Below are 17,693 nucleotides of genomic sequence, written 5' to 3'. Positions count from 1 at the left end.
TTAAGTTAGTACGAATGCCTTTTATCAAGCGTATCAATATTTCATATTACAAAGAGACATTCTCTTACCTTTTAATAAGTACCGATTACCAACCAAAAATTATTCTTTTCTGGTACAGGTATTTTTATATAAACCTATTTTACGAGCTAAAAAATATCAAATAGTAAAACAAAGCAACCTTATCTCTGATAGAGGAGAAATATGACGATCATCTCTAAAACGAATCTAACTTAATTTCTTGATTCTTTTTTACGGAAAACCTCATTGAGATGTTTTAGTGTAAGAAAAGATTAGCAATATTAACCAGCCTAAACGCTCTATACTTACTTACGCAAAACCGCAGTGAATCTTCAATAAGCTGTATGGTGATGTGATTATGCATAGTATGCTAATTGACTAACCTGTATACTTGATAATGGTTCATGTTGACATCGTGCGCGCTATATAGATTTTATTATTTTCCATTACTTTTTAGTAATCTGCGTTTTTATACCATAGAGGGATTAAAAATATTCTCTCTGGTATTTGACTCAAAAAAGTGTGCTCTATTAACAGAAAGATTTAATCATTAGGATGCTTTTAACGCCAACTATTAAATAGGAGTTAAACCGGTATCGTTTTTTTTGAAAAAGTAGGGAATAATCGTATTTTGATTTTATGGAAAAAATATTAGTAGCAGGTGCAACAGGCACCACAGGAAAACAGATCATAGATGCATTACATAGTCATACCGCTTTTGAACCAGTTGCAATGATTCGAAAAGAAGAGCAGAAATCTCAGTTTGAAAAGAAAGGCGTTAAAACAGTATATGGAGATTTAACTCAAGACATTTCTGATGTCACTAAAAATATTGATAAAGTTATATTTGCTGCAGGTTCTAAAGGTAAAGCACTTGATGCGGTTGATAGAAAAGGAGCCATGAAATTGATAGATGCTTCTAAAAAACATAGAGTAGATAAATTTGTTATGCTAAGTTCTATGGGAGCTGATGCCCCAAAAAAGGCACAGGAATTACAAGATTATTTACAAGCAAAACGTGATGCTGATGAATATCTTTCTATAAGCGGATTAGATTATACGATTGTACGTCCGGGAACTTTAACTAATGATGTGCCAACTGGAAAAATTAAATCAGCTCAAAAATTAGATGCACAGGGAGAAATTCCAAGAGGTGATGTGGCAAAGGTGTTAGTAGATAGTCTAAAAGATACTGTGGCAAAACGAACAGTTTTTGAAATCCTGAATGGTGAAGAATTAATACAAGATTCCCTGAATAATATAAGCACCAATGGGATGTAGTAAAGAGGTACTTATATTAAACAAATTTATTTCTATTATAAAATAAAAACAAGGTTTTTTAAATATACTGAAACTGTATTATAAAGTTTATAGTTATTATTTAATTAACCTTTTTTCTTTCCTAGCGAAATCTTATAGTCATCTAAATTTCCTTTGACCTTTAGATTAAGATATCTTATTTTTTTAGTAGGATCTACTTCTAAAATTTCATTTTCTTGTTCCTCATCAGTAGTAGCATCCTTCTTGTTTCCAAATAATTTTTGCCAAGAAGCTTTTCTTACAGTTTTCCAGGGGATGCGTATATAATAATCAATATTTTGATTGTTATCGTGTGTGCCAGATAATTCCATGTGACCCAACGTAGATTCGATCCTCATAGTGGGAATATTAATCTTCCCTTTCTTTATATCCAGGCTATTTTGTAAGGTGTCAAACCTAATATTTTGAAGGTTTTTATCTCCCATATAATCTGAAAGCGCTAACATTGGATCGTAATTTTTTAATCTTCCATTTAATATCTTCACGTCCATTTCTATAGTAGATTGATCCAAATCCGGCACCATATCCGGATATACTCTAATCTTACCCTTAATTTTAGAGGTAAGTTTTCCTTGTAAATTTTCTGAAACGAGATGGTCTTGACCAAAATTTTCAAATTTGAACAGCAATTTATCCAAATCCACATTATTCATCACTAAATCCGGCTGCATATAAATATGTTCTGGGTCGCTGCCATTAAAATATCCACTTAATTGAATATTTCCTCCAGCGGCATCCATGTCTAACGTATCGATATAAATATAATGATTAGGTGTTGTTCTTATATCCGCTTTAATATTTTGAAGATCTATTCTATGATAGATAAAGTGAGCGATCTCTGCTTTAAATTGCATATCTGTAAATGGCAACTCATATATATTGAAGGCTTCTGCATGTTTTTTTACATCTGCAGTTTTTGAAGTAATAACTTCTGTTGATGTAGGTGGACTTACATCAAACTTAAAAAGCGCATCAAAGTCAATATAATTTGCCTTTACTGCGAGATAATTATCTCTTTTCTTTATTTGTGGATCTTTACCTAAATAATAGTTGAGGTCAAAATTAAAATTAGTAGTTCCTATTTCACCATGAAAATCTTTTATCACTAAGTGCTCATCCTCATAATGGATATTTCCTCTAAAATTATCAAAGCGCAATGGATGTAATTCCATTTTTGTATCTAACTTGTCTAAAGCCAGATCGATGGAATGCAAAGCAGAATCTTTATAATGCATACTAGAGGCAATATGCAATGCTAAATCATCAAAAATTTCATGTTGATATTCTTTAGGAACATAATTTTCTCCCTTATATGAAAAGACATCTTCTAGTCTTAACTTGTTTGAAGTAAGGTTGATGTCTAAATCCACATCTCCATTAAGTTGTGGTTGCATCCAAAAAGCATACTCGTGTATAAGCCCATTCAAATGAAAATCACTATCATCAATATACCCTGTAAAATCTACTATTTTTAAGTCTTTGTCATCGATTAATATATCAGCATGAAAATCGTGTAGTTTATGAGGATAATGCTTTAAATCTGCATATAAACTATCGATAAAAAACTCATCTTTTGGTAAATAGCTAGATGCTGTAAAATCTTTAGCAGAAGCTTTAAAGGAAAGTCCTAAACTCAGTTCTTTTATTTGTTCATCAAAACCGGTTTGGATAGTGTCTTTTTTAGAAAAACGGGTTAATTCTGCAACATCTAAATATTTTGAAGCAATATCTAAATGGACATCTACCGGGATGCTGGTATGATGTACAATTGCAGGTAAATCTGAAAGAAAACCGCTTATTGACAGATCTGAATTTCCCATCAACAGTTCAAACTTGTTCAGGGCTGCTTCTTTACCATTCATAACCATATGTACATTCAAATTGTGTAACGGAGCAGGAAGATCCTTGGCTTTTAAACTCAAGTCTTTTACAATCAATTCTGTAAAGTATGCTTGATTAAGTTTTTGTAATGCCTTTTCGGGTTGATCAATATCAATAATATCATGAAAATTCATTTTTAGTGAAATCTCTCCGGAGGCATCTTGCACTTGCGCTAGTTCAAAAAATTCTGTTATAAAATCGAGATTAAAATTGGAGTTTATTTTCATATCCACTTCTGGAGACTCAAAGTTTTTTACAAAAAGAGAACCTTTAAATTCTCCTTTTTCTAAAGATGCAGTCATATCAGTTAGCGAAAATTCCATAGTACTGGCGTCTCTGTTTTTTCCATTTGTAAAATGGCCGTTAAAACCCATATGATCGATCTTTTTCGCTCTTTTGGTATTTTCCAAGAAAGCTTTTCCAGCGCCAAAGTTGGCATTGATAAAAGGCCTATTACCTTTGTTAGCGGGTCCTTGGATATTAGCATTAAAATAAATTTCACCCGCATTTCTGTATTTCTCTAATACAGGTATGACATCTGTTGGGGCAAAAGCAATTAACATATCAAAATTGGGTTTCGTTCCCTTTATAGAAAGGTCAAGATCTACATCATTTTTAGTATCTATAGACCCTTCTAATTCAAAATCACCATTTTCCATGACAATCCCAGAGGGTTGTATATCAAGAATGCCTGTGTATTCATTAAAGACCACGTCTGTATGCACTTCAAAATGTTTATTATGGATGAAGGTGGTATCTCCATCTTTAATCACATTTAATTCAAAGCGAGTATCTATATGTCCGGCAGTGATGCTATCTTTTTGGCTAAAACCACCTGTGCCTTCATACATGAATTTTTCGATATCTGTATGTGTAGCTTCATCTAAGGTATGGATATCCAGATTTTTAAATCGAATTTTTTTTAAATGAATATTAGTAGAGGGTGTTTCTGTTCCAGAAGTACTTGCTAAGGAATTTTGAATGTTAGTAGTATTATTTTCATGAATAATAATATTAAAAATGCCTTCTTCTATTACTAAAGACTGAATATCATAATTTCCTTTGACTATATCCCATAGGTTAAAACCGATGTATATGTCTTTTACATCCATGATGATGGGCGCATTGTTTTCTTTAGTTTCAAAAATTTGCACATCATATACTTTTATAGAGATATATGGAAAGTTGTTAAAAAGGGATAATTCACTTTCACCAACACTAATAAGTCCTTTGTGTTCTTTGTTTAGTTTTGAGATCTCTCCTTTAATAATTTCGGATTGATTGTTCTGAACATACAAGATTAGGCCTCCTACTAATAGAGTTGGAACTAAGATTAGTACTATTAAAATTCGTTTCCAGAATTTTTTAATCTTCAAAGTAAATGTCTTTAGGGTTAGAAAAGGTGTTTGACTTTAAAAATAACGAATTCGTATGAAAAAAACTTGTTTTAGTATATGATTTAGTTTTGAGTCTTGAACATTACTAAAAGTTTGTATAATGTTACCACAGTTGATAACCTGAAAAGGTTACTGTAATAGGCAATCAATTTTATAAGAAATTGAATGGGAATGACAAAGGATTATATCCATTTAATTATTTAGCTGTTAAGAGATTTTTGTTGATCTTTTCTTTTTAAATCCCTGATTTATTCCTAAGGATTTTGATGTTTCAGACATTTATTAAGTAGATACTTTTTATAGTTTAATCTATGGGTTCCAGAGGATTGTTTTTTACCCATTGCAGGATAGTGTTAAATGTTCCTTTAGATTTTTCTTTCAGAGCAGTAAGTGCTTTTTTGACTAGAGATGGGTGTTTTTTGTAAAGGATTTTTAAAACTGTATAACGAGGTACATCACCAAAAGTATCGATGGGGTCCGATACAATATATTCTAATAATAGCGCTAATTTATCTTTAGATTCAGTTAAGTTTAAACAAAAGGAGGCAAGCACTCTCTGTACATCTGAGTATACATCTTCAAGACTTTGTTCTCCCAGATTTTCTTTTGTAAGATTGGTTATCATTTCTTCTTCTCCTAGTTTCGGATTCATAAAAAACAGGGCTGTATTCATTTGTTTTAGAGTATACATATCGGTAGCATCATACTCAGCTCTTATTTTTAGGAGGGTTTTTGCTGCAGGAAGGTTGACTGTATTGAATTCTGGTAGTAATGTTGTAATATGAAAATTATATGCTTGCTTATCCTTATTCCAATACTTCAATAAATTAGCTTGGGTTTCTTTAGGCTTTAATCGATACAATACGCGAAAAATGTTCGCTTCATCTTGATTAGAAGGACCGCCAGCGTGGATTTTTTCTATAAAAGAAAATGCCTTCATTTTATTTTCTGGAAAGAGCTCATCTGCCCAATGCTGAATTACCAGATATGATATTCCTTTTGTATATCGATCGGGAATTTCTGATAATGGTTGCGAAGCTATATACTGGTTAGCCCACTCTGCATTTGCTGAAACCGCAATGTAATAATTCCAGTCTATATGTTCGTGACTAACATTTCCTTCACAGATAGTTTCTTTTTGTGATTGTAGATATAAAATGAACTGTTGACGATTCTTAATATCTTCTGAAACTGAAATGGCTTCAAGATAATACTTACACCGATCAGAAGTTTCTACTAGCCTATTGTAATAATAGCCAAGGGGAGCGTTTATTTCTTTTAAATCGGGTCGATAAAAGGCGTGCATCCCTTTTTGTATATCTAATTCCCGGATTCTGAATAAGCTATCTTCTTTCTTTTTATACTTTTCGTATTCTATTTTGTTATTTTTAATTTCTGCTGCTTCTTTTTTTATGTGATCAATAAAGCTGTTCATATCCTGAGCATTTATATCTGGGATGACCATAACGCATACACAGATAATTTTTATGATTATACGAGTATTCATAGTAAAAAAATCAAACATTATTTTTTTTTGACGAGTAGAGTGTAGACTGAAAACGTTTTCCTAGTTCTAGTACTATTTTTTCCCATCTATTAAATCTATGTTATGCGTTAGAAAATCTATTTTATCATGGCATTGCTGTAAATTACTAACGCTTCATTTTATTTTTAATAACTATGCCTTCAAATGATCGATCGATTCGGTTTTTTTAGGCTTTTGTTCTATTTCACTAAAAACTTCAAATCATTAATACCTGAGTTTCTATGGGTGTTTGATACTAATAGCAAATGCCAGTATTATACTCCTTTACATCCTGGGTTTTTCATCATTAATATTATGTTCAGCGAATGATTTAAAAATTTGAATGTATTACGATTATGCGATTACAGGAATTTTGATGCCTACATCAAAAAGAAAGATATGTATTGATTGGCATAAAGACAAATATTACTAGTGGTATATCAAATATAGACACAACTCATACACTTATATATTTTCGTTAATTCTTTATCGCATTCAAACATATATTTATAGAAAATAATTAAGCTTATAACGATAATTTTTTTAAAAATTAATCCATTTACTATGGTAAAGAATTTTTGGAAGTTTTATTGCAAATAAAATAAGGTCAATTATTAGGTACTATTAAAAAATATAATACAAAACCAATAAATTGAAAGCAATGAAAAAAAAATGCAAAAATTTAATAATAGGGGTTATTTCAGTGTTTCTTATTGTTTCTTGCTCTAAAGAGATAAATGATAATTTAGCAGAAGTAGTATTCACGATAGAATTTGACAAAACCAGCAATATCGAAACATTTTTGGATACTAGTGAAGATTTACAGTTTAGTATAGTCAGTGAAAGTGCTATTAATGCTAATGATTACGAAATTAAATATAATGTAACAGAAGGTGCCGGATCTTATTTTATTGAAGATTCTGAAATTATAGAAAATCAGTTTGTAAGTTTACCAGCCGGTCCGGATTATGTTATGGGATATGTGGGAACTTCAATCGGAGAACATAGTGTGACAATAACCATAAGAAATGTTGATTCAGGACGAGAAGAACTAGTGGTGTTAACATACAATATAACTGATACTGCTTTTATATTGAGTGCTTCTCTTTCTTCTGAAACCGCATATTTAGGGGAGCCAGTGGATATAAACTTAAACATTACTGGATTAGATACAGATGACTATAGTTTAGAATATGCTTTTGTAACCCTGGATGATATAGATGTTATTGGAGCAGGAACTATAAGTATAGATCAAACAACCTTAGATCAGAATACAGCTATTGAAGTTGCTACAGGAGATTTTGTTTGGCAGTTTGAAGGAAATACTATGGGGACTGTTGATATTTTGTTTACGGCAACCAATAGTTTTGGAATCACAGTAGAAGAGTTGTTTCGTTTTGAAGTAGGAGATGCTCCTCTTTTTGCATTTGAAGCCACTTCTGATGCTGTAGATTCAAACCAACTGTCCACTGTTCCAGTAGATATTGTTATTGATATAAGCGAAGCAATAGGGACTTCTTCTTCATATACAATGGTGTACAGTTCTTCTAAAGCAGGAAACTTTACCTATGATAATGTTGTCTATGAACCAGGAGATGAAATCCCTGTAGTAATAGGAACATCTGTAGGAAAATACAGTGCTTCTGGATCCGGGGTTCATGAGATTACTTTTACCGTATCTAATGGGAATGCCAGTCCACTAAGTCTTGTGTCATCGCTTACCATAGAATTTTTCCCACCAGATTCACAAGCACCATTTTTGATTTTAGGAGGAGAAGGATCTATAGTTACTTTAAATGTTTCAGAACCTTTTATAGAAACCATTACAGCGCGAGATATTACTGATGGTGATCTAACCGATCAAATTGTTATTGGAGGAGATACAGTAAATACCAATGTTATAGGAACATATAACATAACATATAATGTGCAGGATTCTTCTGGTAATGAAGCAAATCAGCTAGTTAGAACTATAAAAGTGGTAGATACAGAAGCACCAGTCATTCGTCTTAATGGTCCGGATTTAGTGATTTTAACTATCGGAGATGCATATTCAGAGGAAGCTACAGTGTCTGATAATTCTAATGAAAATATAACCATTACTTTTGGAGGAACATTTGTAAATACAAATATAGCGGGCGATTTTCTGATAACCTATGATGCAGTAGATTCATCTGATAATGAGGCTATTCAATTGACTAGAAGAATAATAGTGCAACCAGAGCAAGGAAATACCGCCAGTTTTGATAAATTAACAGGTGTTTTAATAGCTCCGTTAGAATCAGAAATTGTAATCACTATGCTATCTGTAGAAGATAATAATGAAGAACATGGAGCGGCTAGAATTTCTATTGAAGGGTCTGATTTTTTTGCTGAAATCGCAACGTGTTTTGGCTCTCTGGGCGATTGTGATTTATCAGATCAAGATACTGACCCCTCTAATGAAAGTGCAAAAATTACCTTTTCTTCTAGAACCATAAATTCATTTGTGCTCATTGGTTCTCATACACCACGATTTGATTTCTCACTAGATACAAGTACAACAGCGGTTGTTATATCCGTAGATGGCGTAGAAGTATTTAATGGAATTATGGATGCTGATAATGGTATCCCGAATTAATTTAATAATAGAACAAGAATAGATAGTAAAAAAATCCCTGGAACAATATTGTTCTAGGGATTTTTCTTGCTTATAAAATATCGATAACCGTTTCCGGTCGGTGTACTCATAATAGTATTCTTGTGTTTTATAATAGTAAATTACTCTATAAGTTTAATATAATCGTACACGGTTTTTTTATTAATGGTATAATTCATAATTCCCATACATTTATCGCTGTTGGATTCTAGAATTTTCATAGTGAAATTACCTATTTTGATATTATATTTATGATGAAGGGATCTTTAATTACCTTCTCAAATTCCGATATTTTTTTCAGAATCACTCATTTTTTTTAAACTGTTACTCTTCTTACTATAGAAAAACTAACTACAACCGTCATATATGGTTCCTGAATTCAAAAAAATAAATCTTTGTGTGATATATAAGCGAATAGTGATTGATAAGCCTAAAATCAAATCAATTCAATACTACAAATTATTCCACCGTAACTCTTACTCCCTCAGAATGACTGCTAAACTCTGGAGCATACATACTCTGTATGGTATTAATACCATTAGAGAACGCTCCTTTGTTATTAACACGCAAATCGTATTCAAAAACATACACCCCTTTTGGTAAATAATCAAAGAAGAAATTGGTAGACGCATCTTTAGTACTTTCATAATATCCTAAACCATCCTGATACTTGTATCTGGAGATGACATTGACTGGTTCTAATCCGGATGCTCTCATATCTTTCATATGTACAAACTCCATCGCACGATCTGATCTTAGTTCAATTCTTACACGTACGAGATCCCCTAATTCTAATATTGTTTTTGAAGTGATCTCTTTGATTTCTTCGCCTCTATCGGTATTCTCTTTTAGAAATAGTTTTTTCTTTAACTGCAAGGGGGTTTCTGCTGAAGTGATTTTATCCAGATTTTCAAAATATTGCCAGTATAGTGCACCCCATGCAATGCCTTTCCCTTTTTTAGTGATTTTAGCTGTCGCCATATCAGGCTTGATCTCCTCCCCATTCCATGAAGTTTTGAAATACCCGGTACCTGCTTCTACTTGTACGTCTTCCATCTTGCTTGGGTCAATTTTCTGACCTCCTAATACAATATCCACCATATCGGTAACAGAGAGCCAGTCACTACCTTGTAGTAATAATGCATAAATAGCTTCTGTAGTTGCTTTAGTAGTACTCCATCGGTTGGTTTGCTTATTTTTCAGTAACCATACTTTTAAGTTATCTACCGTTTTAGTTCTTTTAGGCTCTTGCTCTATTTCATTAAAAACTTCAATCATCAATGCCTGAGTTTCTATAGGTGCCTGATACCAATACCAACTGGCAGTATTAGACTTCCAGTACATCCCAAGTTCTTCATTGTTAATACTGCGTTCGTCCAGTGATCTAATGATTTTAGTAGCAGTAGTAGTATCATTATTTCTATGTAAAATCAGTGATAACATGCCTTGTGCATATAAGCTTCGATTTAACCAATACTTTTTTGATTGTCCTAAATAATAATTCCAGGCTTCATCTGTGTTCTTTGCTCTTTTGATATCTGTAAAGAAGCTACGCATATACAGATAATGCATCTGTGTGTAACTCAGGTGATCATCATTAATATTCGTTTTATACTTTTTACAATCCGCTTTCATTTTTTCATATTCACGTACAAATTCTTTGTCCAGATACCGCACTGCTTTTTGAAGCATGTTCTGAGTAGTACCATCATACTTAGTAACACCTAATTTTTGTAAATGCCCGAACCCTGATGCAATATGTTGAGTGATATATCGATTCTCTTTACCGCCCTGAAACCAAGGGAATGCTCCTGATCCATATTGCATTTGTTGTAGCTTATTGATAGCAGCTTGCAATTCTGAATTCATCTTATTAAGATCAAAAAGTAAGGCGATTCTCTTCTTTTGCTCTGTTTCGCTTTGTGCATCCCGTAGCCAAGGTGTCTCCTCAATAATCAATGATTTTAGTTCTTGATTTTTTTCGAGATTGCTAAGGAGTGCATCTGTATTTTTCCATTGATTAAATACTTCCTGTATTCTTGGATTAGCATTTGCAATATGACTAGCCAGTGAATTGGCATAAAATCTGGAAAATGTTTGTTCTGCACATTCATGAGGATATTCCATCAAGTAGGGGAGAGCCTGTACTGCGTACCAAGCAGGATTAGACGTCATCTCCAGAGTCAGCTTATGATTTTTTAAGGTAGTAGAGGTATTGTTTTTTAATTTATCTAATGTAAACGTTTTAGTCTGATCCGAACGAATCCACATAGGGAGCGTTTCTGTGACCATCATTCTATTAGATAAAACGGGCAATACATTTTGTTCACCATCAGAAAATGTTCCGGCTTTAGCTACAATTTTATATTGTACCGTTTGTACATTGTCAGGAATCTCTAATAACCAAGAAACATTAGTATTACCTGTGGCTTTTACAGAAAAATCCTGACGAATTTTATTGTTTTTTAATTCACTATTAATGGGTTTTCCTGTAAGTGCATCCGTTAATTGCAATTCGATGACGCCAGTTAAGTCTTTTGAAGAGATGTTAGCGATTTTAGAACTAAATTGAATCTGATCACCTTCTCTCAGGAATCTGGGTGGATTGGGTAGAATCATCAGTTCTTTTTGCGTCACAGTTTCCAGTGTTTGCGTAGCTGCATTAAGTTCTTTTGTATGTGCGACTAATTGTAATTTCCACTTTGTCAATGCTTCCGGAGCTGAGAAATTAAAACTCACATTTCCTTCTGCATCTGTGGTCAACTGCGGAAAGAAAAAGGCAGTTTCCTGTAGGTTTTTACGAATACTTACCCCATCCAGTGATGGGGGTTGCTGATCTTTGTTTATCTCTGTAGTATCTGCTTCTTTTTTTTGATTGGATCCTAAAGCACCAGCCATATCTGCTGATTCTTCTACTTCCTCCATCATTATTTCATCATCCATCCTAGATAGTTCTGCAGAAGCCATGGGAGCGGCAGCTTTTGCCATTCTTCTCTTTTGTATTTGATTACCGTAAAAATAAGTACGACCAAAATATAGCCCAAACCAATTCAGCCGGTCGTAACTATGGCTATAATATGAAAATGAATTGTTTGAATAGTTATGTATTCTAAAACCGGCGTTCATAAAACTTTTAGAAGCATTACGGTACGAATTTATATGATAATATGGTCGTACAATTGGATTAAATGCCCATTGATGGGGTCTAAATTGATCCAGAGAAGCATCATACATACTTGCTAATAACTCTGCAGTGACTTTGTCTCCTTTAGGTCCTTTTATAGTGAAGCTCCAGGTTTCATCTTGCCCAGGTTGTAACTTATCTCTAAAGGTCTTGGTTTCTATGGTCAATTCTGTGGGTGCATATGGTACTTCTATATGTTGAGCGCCATGTTGATACGCGTTATATTTTACAAAACTATAATGTACAGAAAAGCCTCCTAAATCCTCAGTAGTCACGGGTATTTTGATAATTTCACTACTGTTAGATAAAGTAACAAGTTGCGTTTTAATGATCTGATAATTTTTTACGATATCTATCGTCACCGTCATATCTTCTGCAGCAGAACTTATTTTTAAAAGCACTTCATCACCAGGTGTATATGTAGGCCGATTGGTAGTTATTTCAAATAGTTGTTGATCAGTTATTTTAGTATCTGATTGGTCATACACATGAACATATCTGATGTCCTTTACATCTTGCCCAAACTTATCTTTTGTTTGCAATTCGATACGATACTTACCAGATTTCCAATTTTTGATGCTTCCTAGGGAGAGTTTTTGAGTTCCTTTTGGAGAATCTCCTTTCTCTTTGGTATCATAAGTTTTGTCATAAACCAAGGTGCCTTTTTCCCAATTTCGGAAATCATCTCCATTCTGATACGCTTCATGCGGAAATAATTTTTTAAATGCTTCTTTTGTAAAATTACTGTAATCAGGGGCTTTCCATGGGCGCTTACGAACGGGGATTTTTGGAGCTACCAATTTATAAATTTTAATATCCCCACTGCTTGCTATAAATTCATTATTTAAATTTTGGGTAGTAACCGTAAGAGAATGATCTTTCTTTGTTTTATCCAGTGTGTCAGGAATAGCTACCGAAGCAGTTATGGCGTGATATCCAACTTGTACATAGGTTGTAGTACTTCTGGTTTCACCATTGATATCAGTGACATCTGCAGTAATCTCATACGTAAAAACGGGTTGATTATCCTTAGAAACACTTTTGTCAGGGATCGCTGCAAACGTAATGTTATATGTTCCTTTTTCATCAGTGATAGTTTCTCCATGTATAATTTCCTGAGATGCAGAATTATAGCTGGGATACCAATAGCACCATCGAGGATACTGTACTTTTCTTTGTACTCGATAGACAACTTTAGCATCGGTAATATTACTGCCGGCATATGCGGTAGCAGTACCAACAAGCTGAATACTATCATTAATCTTGTACGTCTCTGTGACTGGCTCAAAACTAGTTTCGAACTTAGGACGTTTATATTCCTCTACAGAAAAAGTTGTGGTATGGTAACCTGCAGTTCTGATACTATAGTTGCCGGGTAAGCCCGATGAAGGAAGTATAAATTCTCCAGCAAAAGATCCATACTCATTCGTAACAAATGTGAGGCTTTTAACAATTTGTCCGTTTACATCGATCAATTCTACAGAGGTTGATGCATTGGCAGTTACCTGAGCATTTCCATTTTCTGCGCCAGACATCATAATACCTTTAAAAAAGACCGTTTGCCCGGGGCGGTAGATACTTCTGTCTGTAAACAAAAATGTATTGGATCTGATACCAGGTCTGGAGGGTTTATATTCTCTATACTCATCAATATAGAAACCATTAAAATACGCGAAGTCTTTTTCATGGGTTACTTCTGCTTTTACCTGATAATAATAAGTGTTACTTCTATACGAAGCATGTCCTTTTTCATCTGTTGTTATCGTAGTATTTAGTTTTTTATTATTGTAACCTTTTGCAGTCAATTTTATTTTTGCGCCGGCAATTGGTGTTCCATTGTTTCTGTCCAAAATTTGAAAACTTAGGTCCCTCTGACCTTGATCTTGATTCTGAACCAGTACTAAATCTGATACCTGAAAATCTCCATAGGCAAATGTCTCCTGATGACTTAATTCTTTAGATAGAGAGCCTACCACCATGTAGGTACCCGCTTTTTCTATAGCTGGAACAGCTACTTCTATACTATGATTTTGATAGTCCTTTTTATCAATGACTGATGATTGCCAGGTCGTGGTTACCGGAAGGCTGTTAAGAAATTTTACTTGTTCTTCTTTGTTATATAGTTTTTTGAATGCAGCTAATTGTGTTTGATTAATTGCTATCGTTTTAAAATAAAGTTGATCAATGTTTTTGTAGTTTACTAAAAGCTTAGCAGGTTTATGGATAGGTATAAAAGCTTCTGCCGTAATCGTATTCACGTTTTTGACCAGGATGGTCTGCTTAAGATGTGCACAGTTTTTTGCTCCTTCAGATGATGGATATCTTTCTAATGCACTATCACATACTTCTATTGCGGTTTTAAAAGTCCATCTTTCGGTCTCATTTTGCTCTGGGATATAGGTAGTAACTGCACGTTGTTGATACAATTTTGCAATTTCATAATCATACGCTGTAGAGAAACTACTACTTTTTGTACGATCTCTTTCTGAAATAAAAGTCTGTAATAACAGCTCATTTTTGTCTTCAAATGTAGCGTGGGTTGATATAAAATGTAATCGCTCTATATTGACATCGATTAATGCCTGCGGTTCAGCATCTCTTTTGTGAAAATTAAGTAAGTTTTGATATATTTTTAGGGCATGAAATTGTAGTGATAAAGAATCTTTAGTAGTGATAGTAAGTGCTTCAAACTGCTGGTATCCTTTTATATAATCAGGAGTGTTAATTTCAAAAGCGTAAGCAGGTTTTGTAATATTAGTCTCAGAAGTTTTGTAGAATTCTAATGCATTATGGGATAAAAAATCATAAAGTGTCGGTCTGTAAATTTTAGAATTATATCCTTTTGATAGAATTTCATCAAATTTCTCCAGACTTGTTTGTTGAGCTAAAACTCCATTTTGAAGTGATTTTTGATAATAGAGATGGATTTCTTCAAATAAGGTTTCTAAATCCCAGGTTCTAAAATCTTCTGCATCTACTTTTTCTGAAGTTTTAGTTCTATTATAAAATTTCCATCGGTTTTGTTGAAAATATTGCCAGTATAGGTTAGCAAGGACGCTCTCCATAATATTTCTGGTAGGAAATTCGCTGGCACTAATTTCGGATTTTAACTCATCAATAATAGTGAGTTGTGCATTTTCTTCCAGGGTAAGTGTATATCGTGATTTATAAATTAAGGCTTTTATGATTTGATTGGTATTTTTATCTTTTTTTGCTTGACTGTAGATGTTTTTAACTATTTCTAATGCAGTTTTAGGTAAGCCTTGATTGTCAGAATCTTCTACTTTTTTCCAGTCACTTTGATAATTTTCCTGTTGAGCCATTAGATAGGATATGTTAATGATAGAGAATATAAAAACTAAGATGAGGTACTTTTTCATTTTCTTTATTGATTTTAGATATACACCCTAAAGATAAACTTACATTGATGCTTCTTTAAGTTGTAAAAGAACTATATAAAACTACATAATTACAATGATAAATTAGGGAAACAGTAAAAATGTTTAGTTAAAGTATTGAATTGTTTAGTTAATTGAAGGATTATTTAATGAAATGGTGTCTTGATAAAAATGTAATAGTATACTTTTTATTGTTATGTTTTTTTGTTGATCATTTGAATTCCTTACTGCATCTTTTCATTACCTCAAGGTTAATTGTATATTTACTTTTTTATCAAAGAATAAAACTATGCGTGTACATTTTATAGCGATAGGAGGAAGTGCGATGCACAATCTGGCTATGGCACTACATCAAAAAGGCGATCAGGTAACTGGAAGTGATGATGTGATTTTTGAACCTTCTAAATCTCGATTAGATCAATATGGATTGCTTCCTGTAACATTTGGTTGGTTTCCTGAAAAAATCAATGAGAATCTGGATGCGATTATTTTGGGAATGCACGCAAAAGAAGATAATCCAGAATTATTAAAGGCACAAGAACTAGGGGTAAAGATATATTCATATCCTGAATTTTTATATGAACAGTCAAAAAATAAAACGAGAGTAGTTATCGGGGGTTCTCATGGTAAAACAACGATTACCTCTATGATCCTACATGTGTTACATTACCACGATAAGGATGTTGATTATATGGTGGGTGCACAATTAGAAGGATTTGATACCATGGTGCACCTTACAGAAGAGAACGATTTTATGGTATTAGAAGGAGATGAATACCTTTCATCACCCATTGATCTCAGACCAAAATTTCATTTATATCAGCCTAATATTGCATTGGTTAGTGGGATTGCCTGGGATCATATTAATGTATTTCCAACCTTTGATGGGTATGTAGATCAATTTAGAATTTTTATGAATTCTATCGTACACGGGGGAGCCTTAGTGTATAATGAAGAAGATCAGGAGGTAAAGAAATTAGCGGAGAGTGCAGAAAATCCAATGAGAAAGTTTCCATATACTACTCCCATATACAAGGTAGACGATGGTCAGACATTATTAGAAACTCCAGAAGGCGATATGCCAATAGCTATTTTTGGTGCGCATAACTTAAGTAACCTTGCTGGGGCTAAATGGATTTGTCAACATATGGGAGTGGATGAAGATGAGTTTTACGAGGCGATAGCATCTTTTACCGGGGCATCAAAACGATTAGAAAAGATAGCAGAAAGTGCAACCTCGGTAGCTTATAAAGATTTTGCTCATAGTCCTTCTAAAGTAAGTGCTACTACTGCTGCAGTGAAGGAACAATATCAAAATAGAAAAGTAGTAGCTTGTCTGGAGTTACATACATATAGTAGTCTTAATGCAGAGTTTCTAAAAGAATATGAAGGTGCACTGGATGCAGCCGATGAAGCGGTAGTGTTTTATTCACCAGATGCTGTAAAAATTAAACAATTAGAAGAAGTCTCAACAGCGCAAATTGAACAGGCTTTTAAGAAGAATGATTTGATTACCTATACCAATCCAGCAGAATTTAAAGCCTATTTGACACAAAAGGATTTTTCTAATTCAGCGCTATTGCTAATGAGTAGTGGTAATTACGGAGGTTTGGATTTTGATGAGGTAAAATCGATGATATGACCCTAGCAAGCGTTTGTTAAGTCTCAGTAAATTGATGATAGAAAAAAGGGTATTGATTAGCTGCTTTTTGAAAATGTATAGTTTTTAACTAGAAATGTTTCTTAAATAATTCATTCACAAAATCAGCAACACTTTTCTGATTGTTTTTGATTAATTCTTGTTTTGCATTTTCAATATCGGCAGGAGTTTTATCCTGACTTAGTTTAAATTTTCCTTCCCATTGGATGTCTGTTATTTCAAAACAATGGATATATGGTACTAGCCGATTCATTCTAGGGTCATCTATGTCCAGAGTAAATTGCTGAGAAGGAGTTTCCAGAAATTCAGTCATCTTTACGATAGAAGCCTTGACCAGATAAGAATTTGTTATTTCTTTTGCTAAACCAATGGCATGTGCAATGATGTAGTTCCATGTGGGTAATTGTTTTGTAGTATAAATTGAAGGGGAAATATAGGTCTGTGGTCCTTGAAAAATTGCAATACAAGGATGGTTATCTTTTAATAATTGGCAATGGGGATTATTAGCATCAATATGACCTACCAGTTTGTTTTCATGAAGGATTAAGGGGGCGTGAGTTATAAGAGGAGCTTTTCCGTCAGCAGAAGCCAGAGTGGCAAAAGGATATGCATAAGCAACATCCATTATTTTTTCAGGATGATATTCCTGATGATGTTTTGGTGGGTACATGA

At 33.5% G+C, this 17,693-nt stretch carries 7 protein-coding genes; 3 read left to right on the top strand and 4 right to left on the bottom strand.

Annotation, left to right across the window (positions count from 1 at the left end; genetic code table 11):
* The first annotated feature begins 657 nt into the window (after positions 1 to 657).
* The gene (locus tag ABD816_RS06180; RefSeq protein WP_344925630.1) at positions 658 to 1,299 is read left to right on the top strand and encodes an SDR family oxidoreductase; all 642 of its coding nucleotides are present in this window, start codon (positions 658 to 660) and stop codon (positions 1,297 to 1,299) included.
* Positions 1,300 to 1,403: 104 nt separating this feature from the next.
* On the opposite strand, the gene ABD816_RS06175 is transcribed toward ABD816_RS06180, so the two are convergent.
* Positions 1,404 to 4,595: an AsmA family protein gene (locus ABD816_RS06175; protein WP_344925629.1), complete on the bottom strand. Its 3,192-nt coding sequence runs from the start codon at positions 4,593 to 4,595 to the stop codon at positions 1,404 to 1,406.
* A 325-nt stretch (positions 4,596 to 4,920) separates the two neighbouring features.
* Positions 4,921 to 6,123 carry a hypothetical protein gene (locus tag ABD816_RS06170; protein WP_344925627.1) on the bottom strand — a complete coding sequence of 401 codons (1,203 nt, stop codon included), beginning with the start codon at positions 6,121 to 6,123 and terminating at the stop codon, positions 4,921 to 4,923.
* 679 nt (positions 6,124 to 6,802) lie between these two features.
* Between ABD816_RS06170 and ABD816_RS06165 the strand changes: the two genes are divergently transcribed.
* A complete protein-coding gene (locus tag ABD816_RS06165; RefSeq protein WP_344925625.1) occupies positions 6,803 to 8,761 on the top strand; it encodes an immunoglobulin-like domain-containing protein in 1,959 nt (652 codons plus the stop codon).
* Between the two features lie 477 nt (positions 8,762 to 9,238).
* On the opposite strand, the gene ABD816_RS06160 is transcribed toward ABD816_RS06165, so the two are convergent.
* On the bottom strand, positions 9,239 to 15,343 hold the full coding sequence (locus tag ABD816_RS06160) for an alpha-2-macroglobulin family protein (protein WP_344925622.1): 6,105 nt from the start codon (positions 15,341 to 15,343) through the stop codon (positions 9,239 to 9,241).
* A 307-nt stretch (positions 15,344 to 15,650) separates the two neighbouring features.
* On the opposite strand from ABD816_RS06160, the gene ABD816_RS06155 reads away from it, so the two are divergent.
* Positions 15,651 to 17,003, top strand: coding sequence for a UDP-N-acetylmuramate--L-alanine ligase (locus ABD816_RS06155; RefSeq protein WP_344925620.1), 1,353 nt, complete (start codon positions 15,651 to 15,653; stop codon positions 17,001 to 17,003).
* A gap of 88 nt (positions 17,004 to 17,091) precedes the next feature.
* Here ABD816_RS06155 and ABD816_RS06150 read toward each other — a convergent pair whose 3' ends face one another.
* A complete protein-coding gene (locus ABD816_RS06150) occupies positions 17,092 to 17,691 on the bottom strand; it encodes an FMN-binding negative transcriptional regulator (RefSeq protein WP_344925618.1) in 600 nt (199 codons plus the stop codon).
* Between the last annotated feature and the right edge of the window lie 2 nt (positions 17,692 to 17,693).

Origin of the sequence: Aquimarina addita (assembly GCF_039539305.1) — a bacterium.
Taxonomy (GTDB): Bacteria; Bacteroidota; Bacteroidia; order Flavobacteriales; family Flavobacteriaceae; genus Aquimarina; species Aquimarina addita.
The sequence above is the reverse complement of the archived record's forward strand: the minus strand, read 5'-3'. Positions and strand labels throughout refer to the sequence as shown.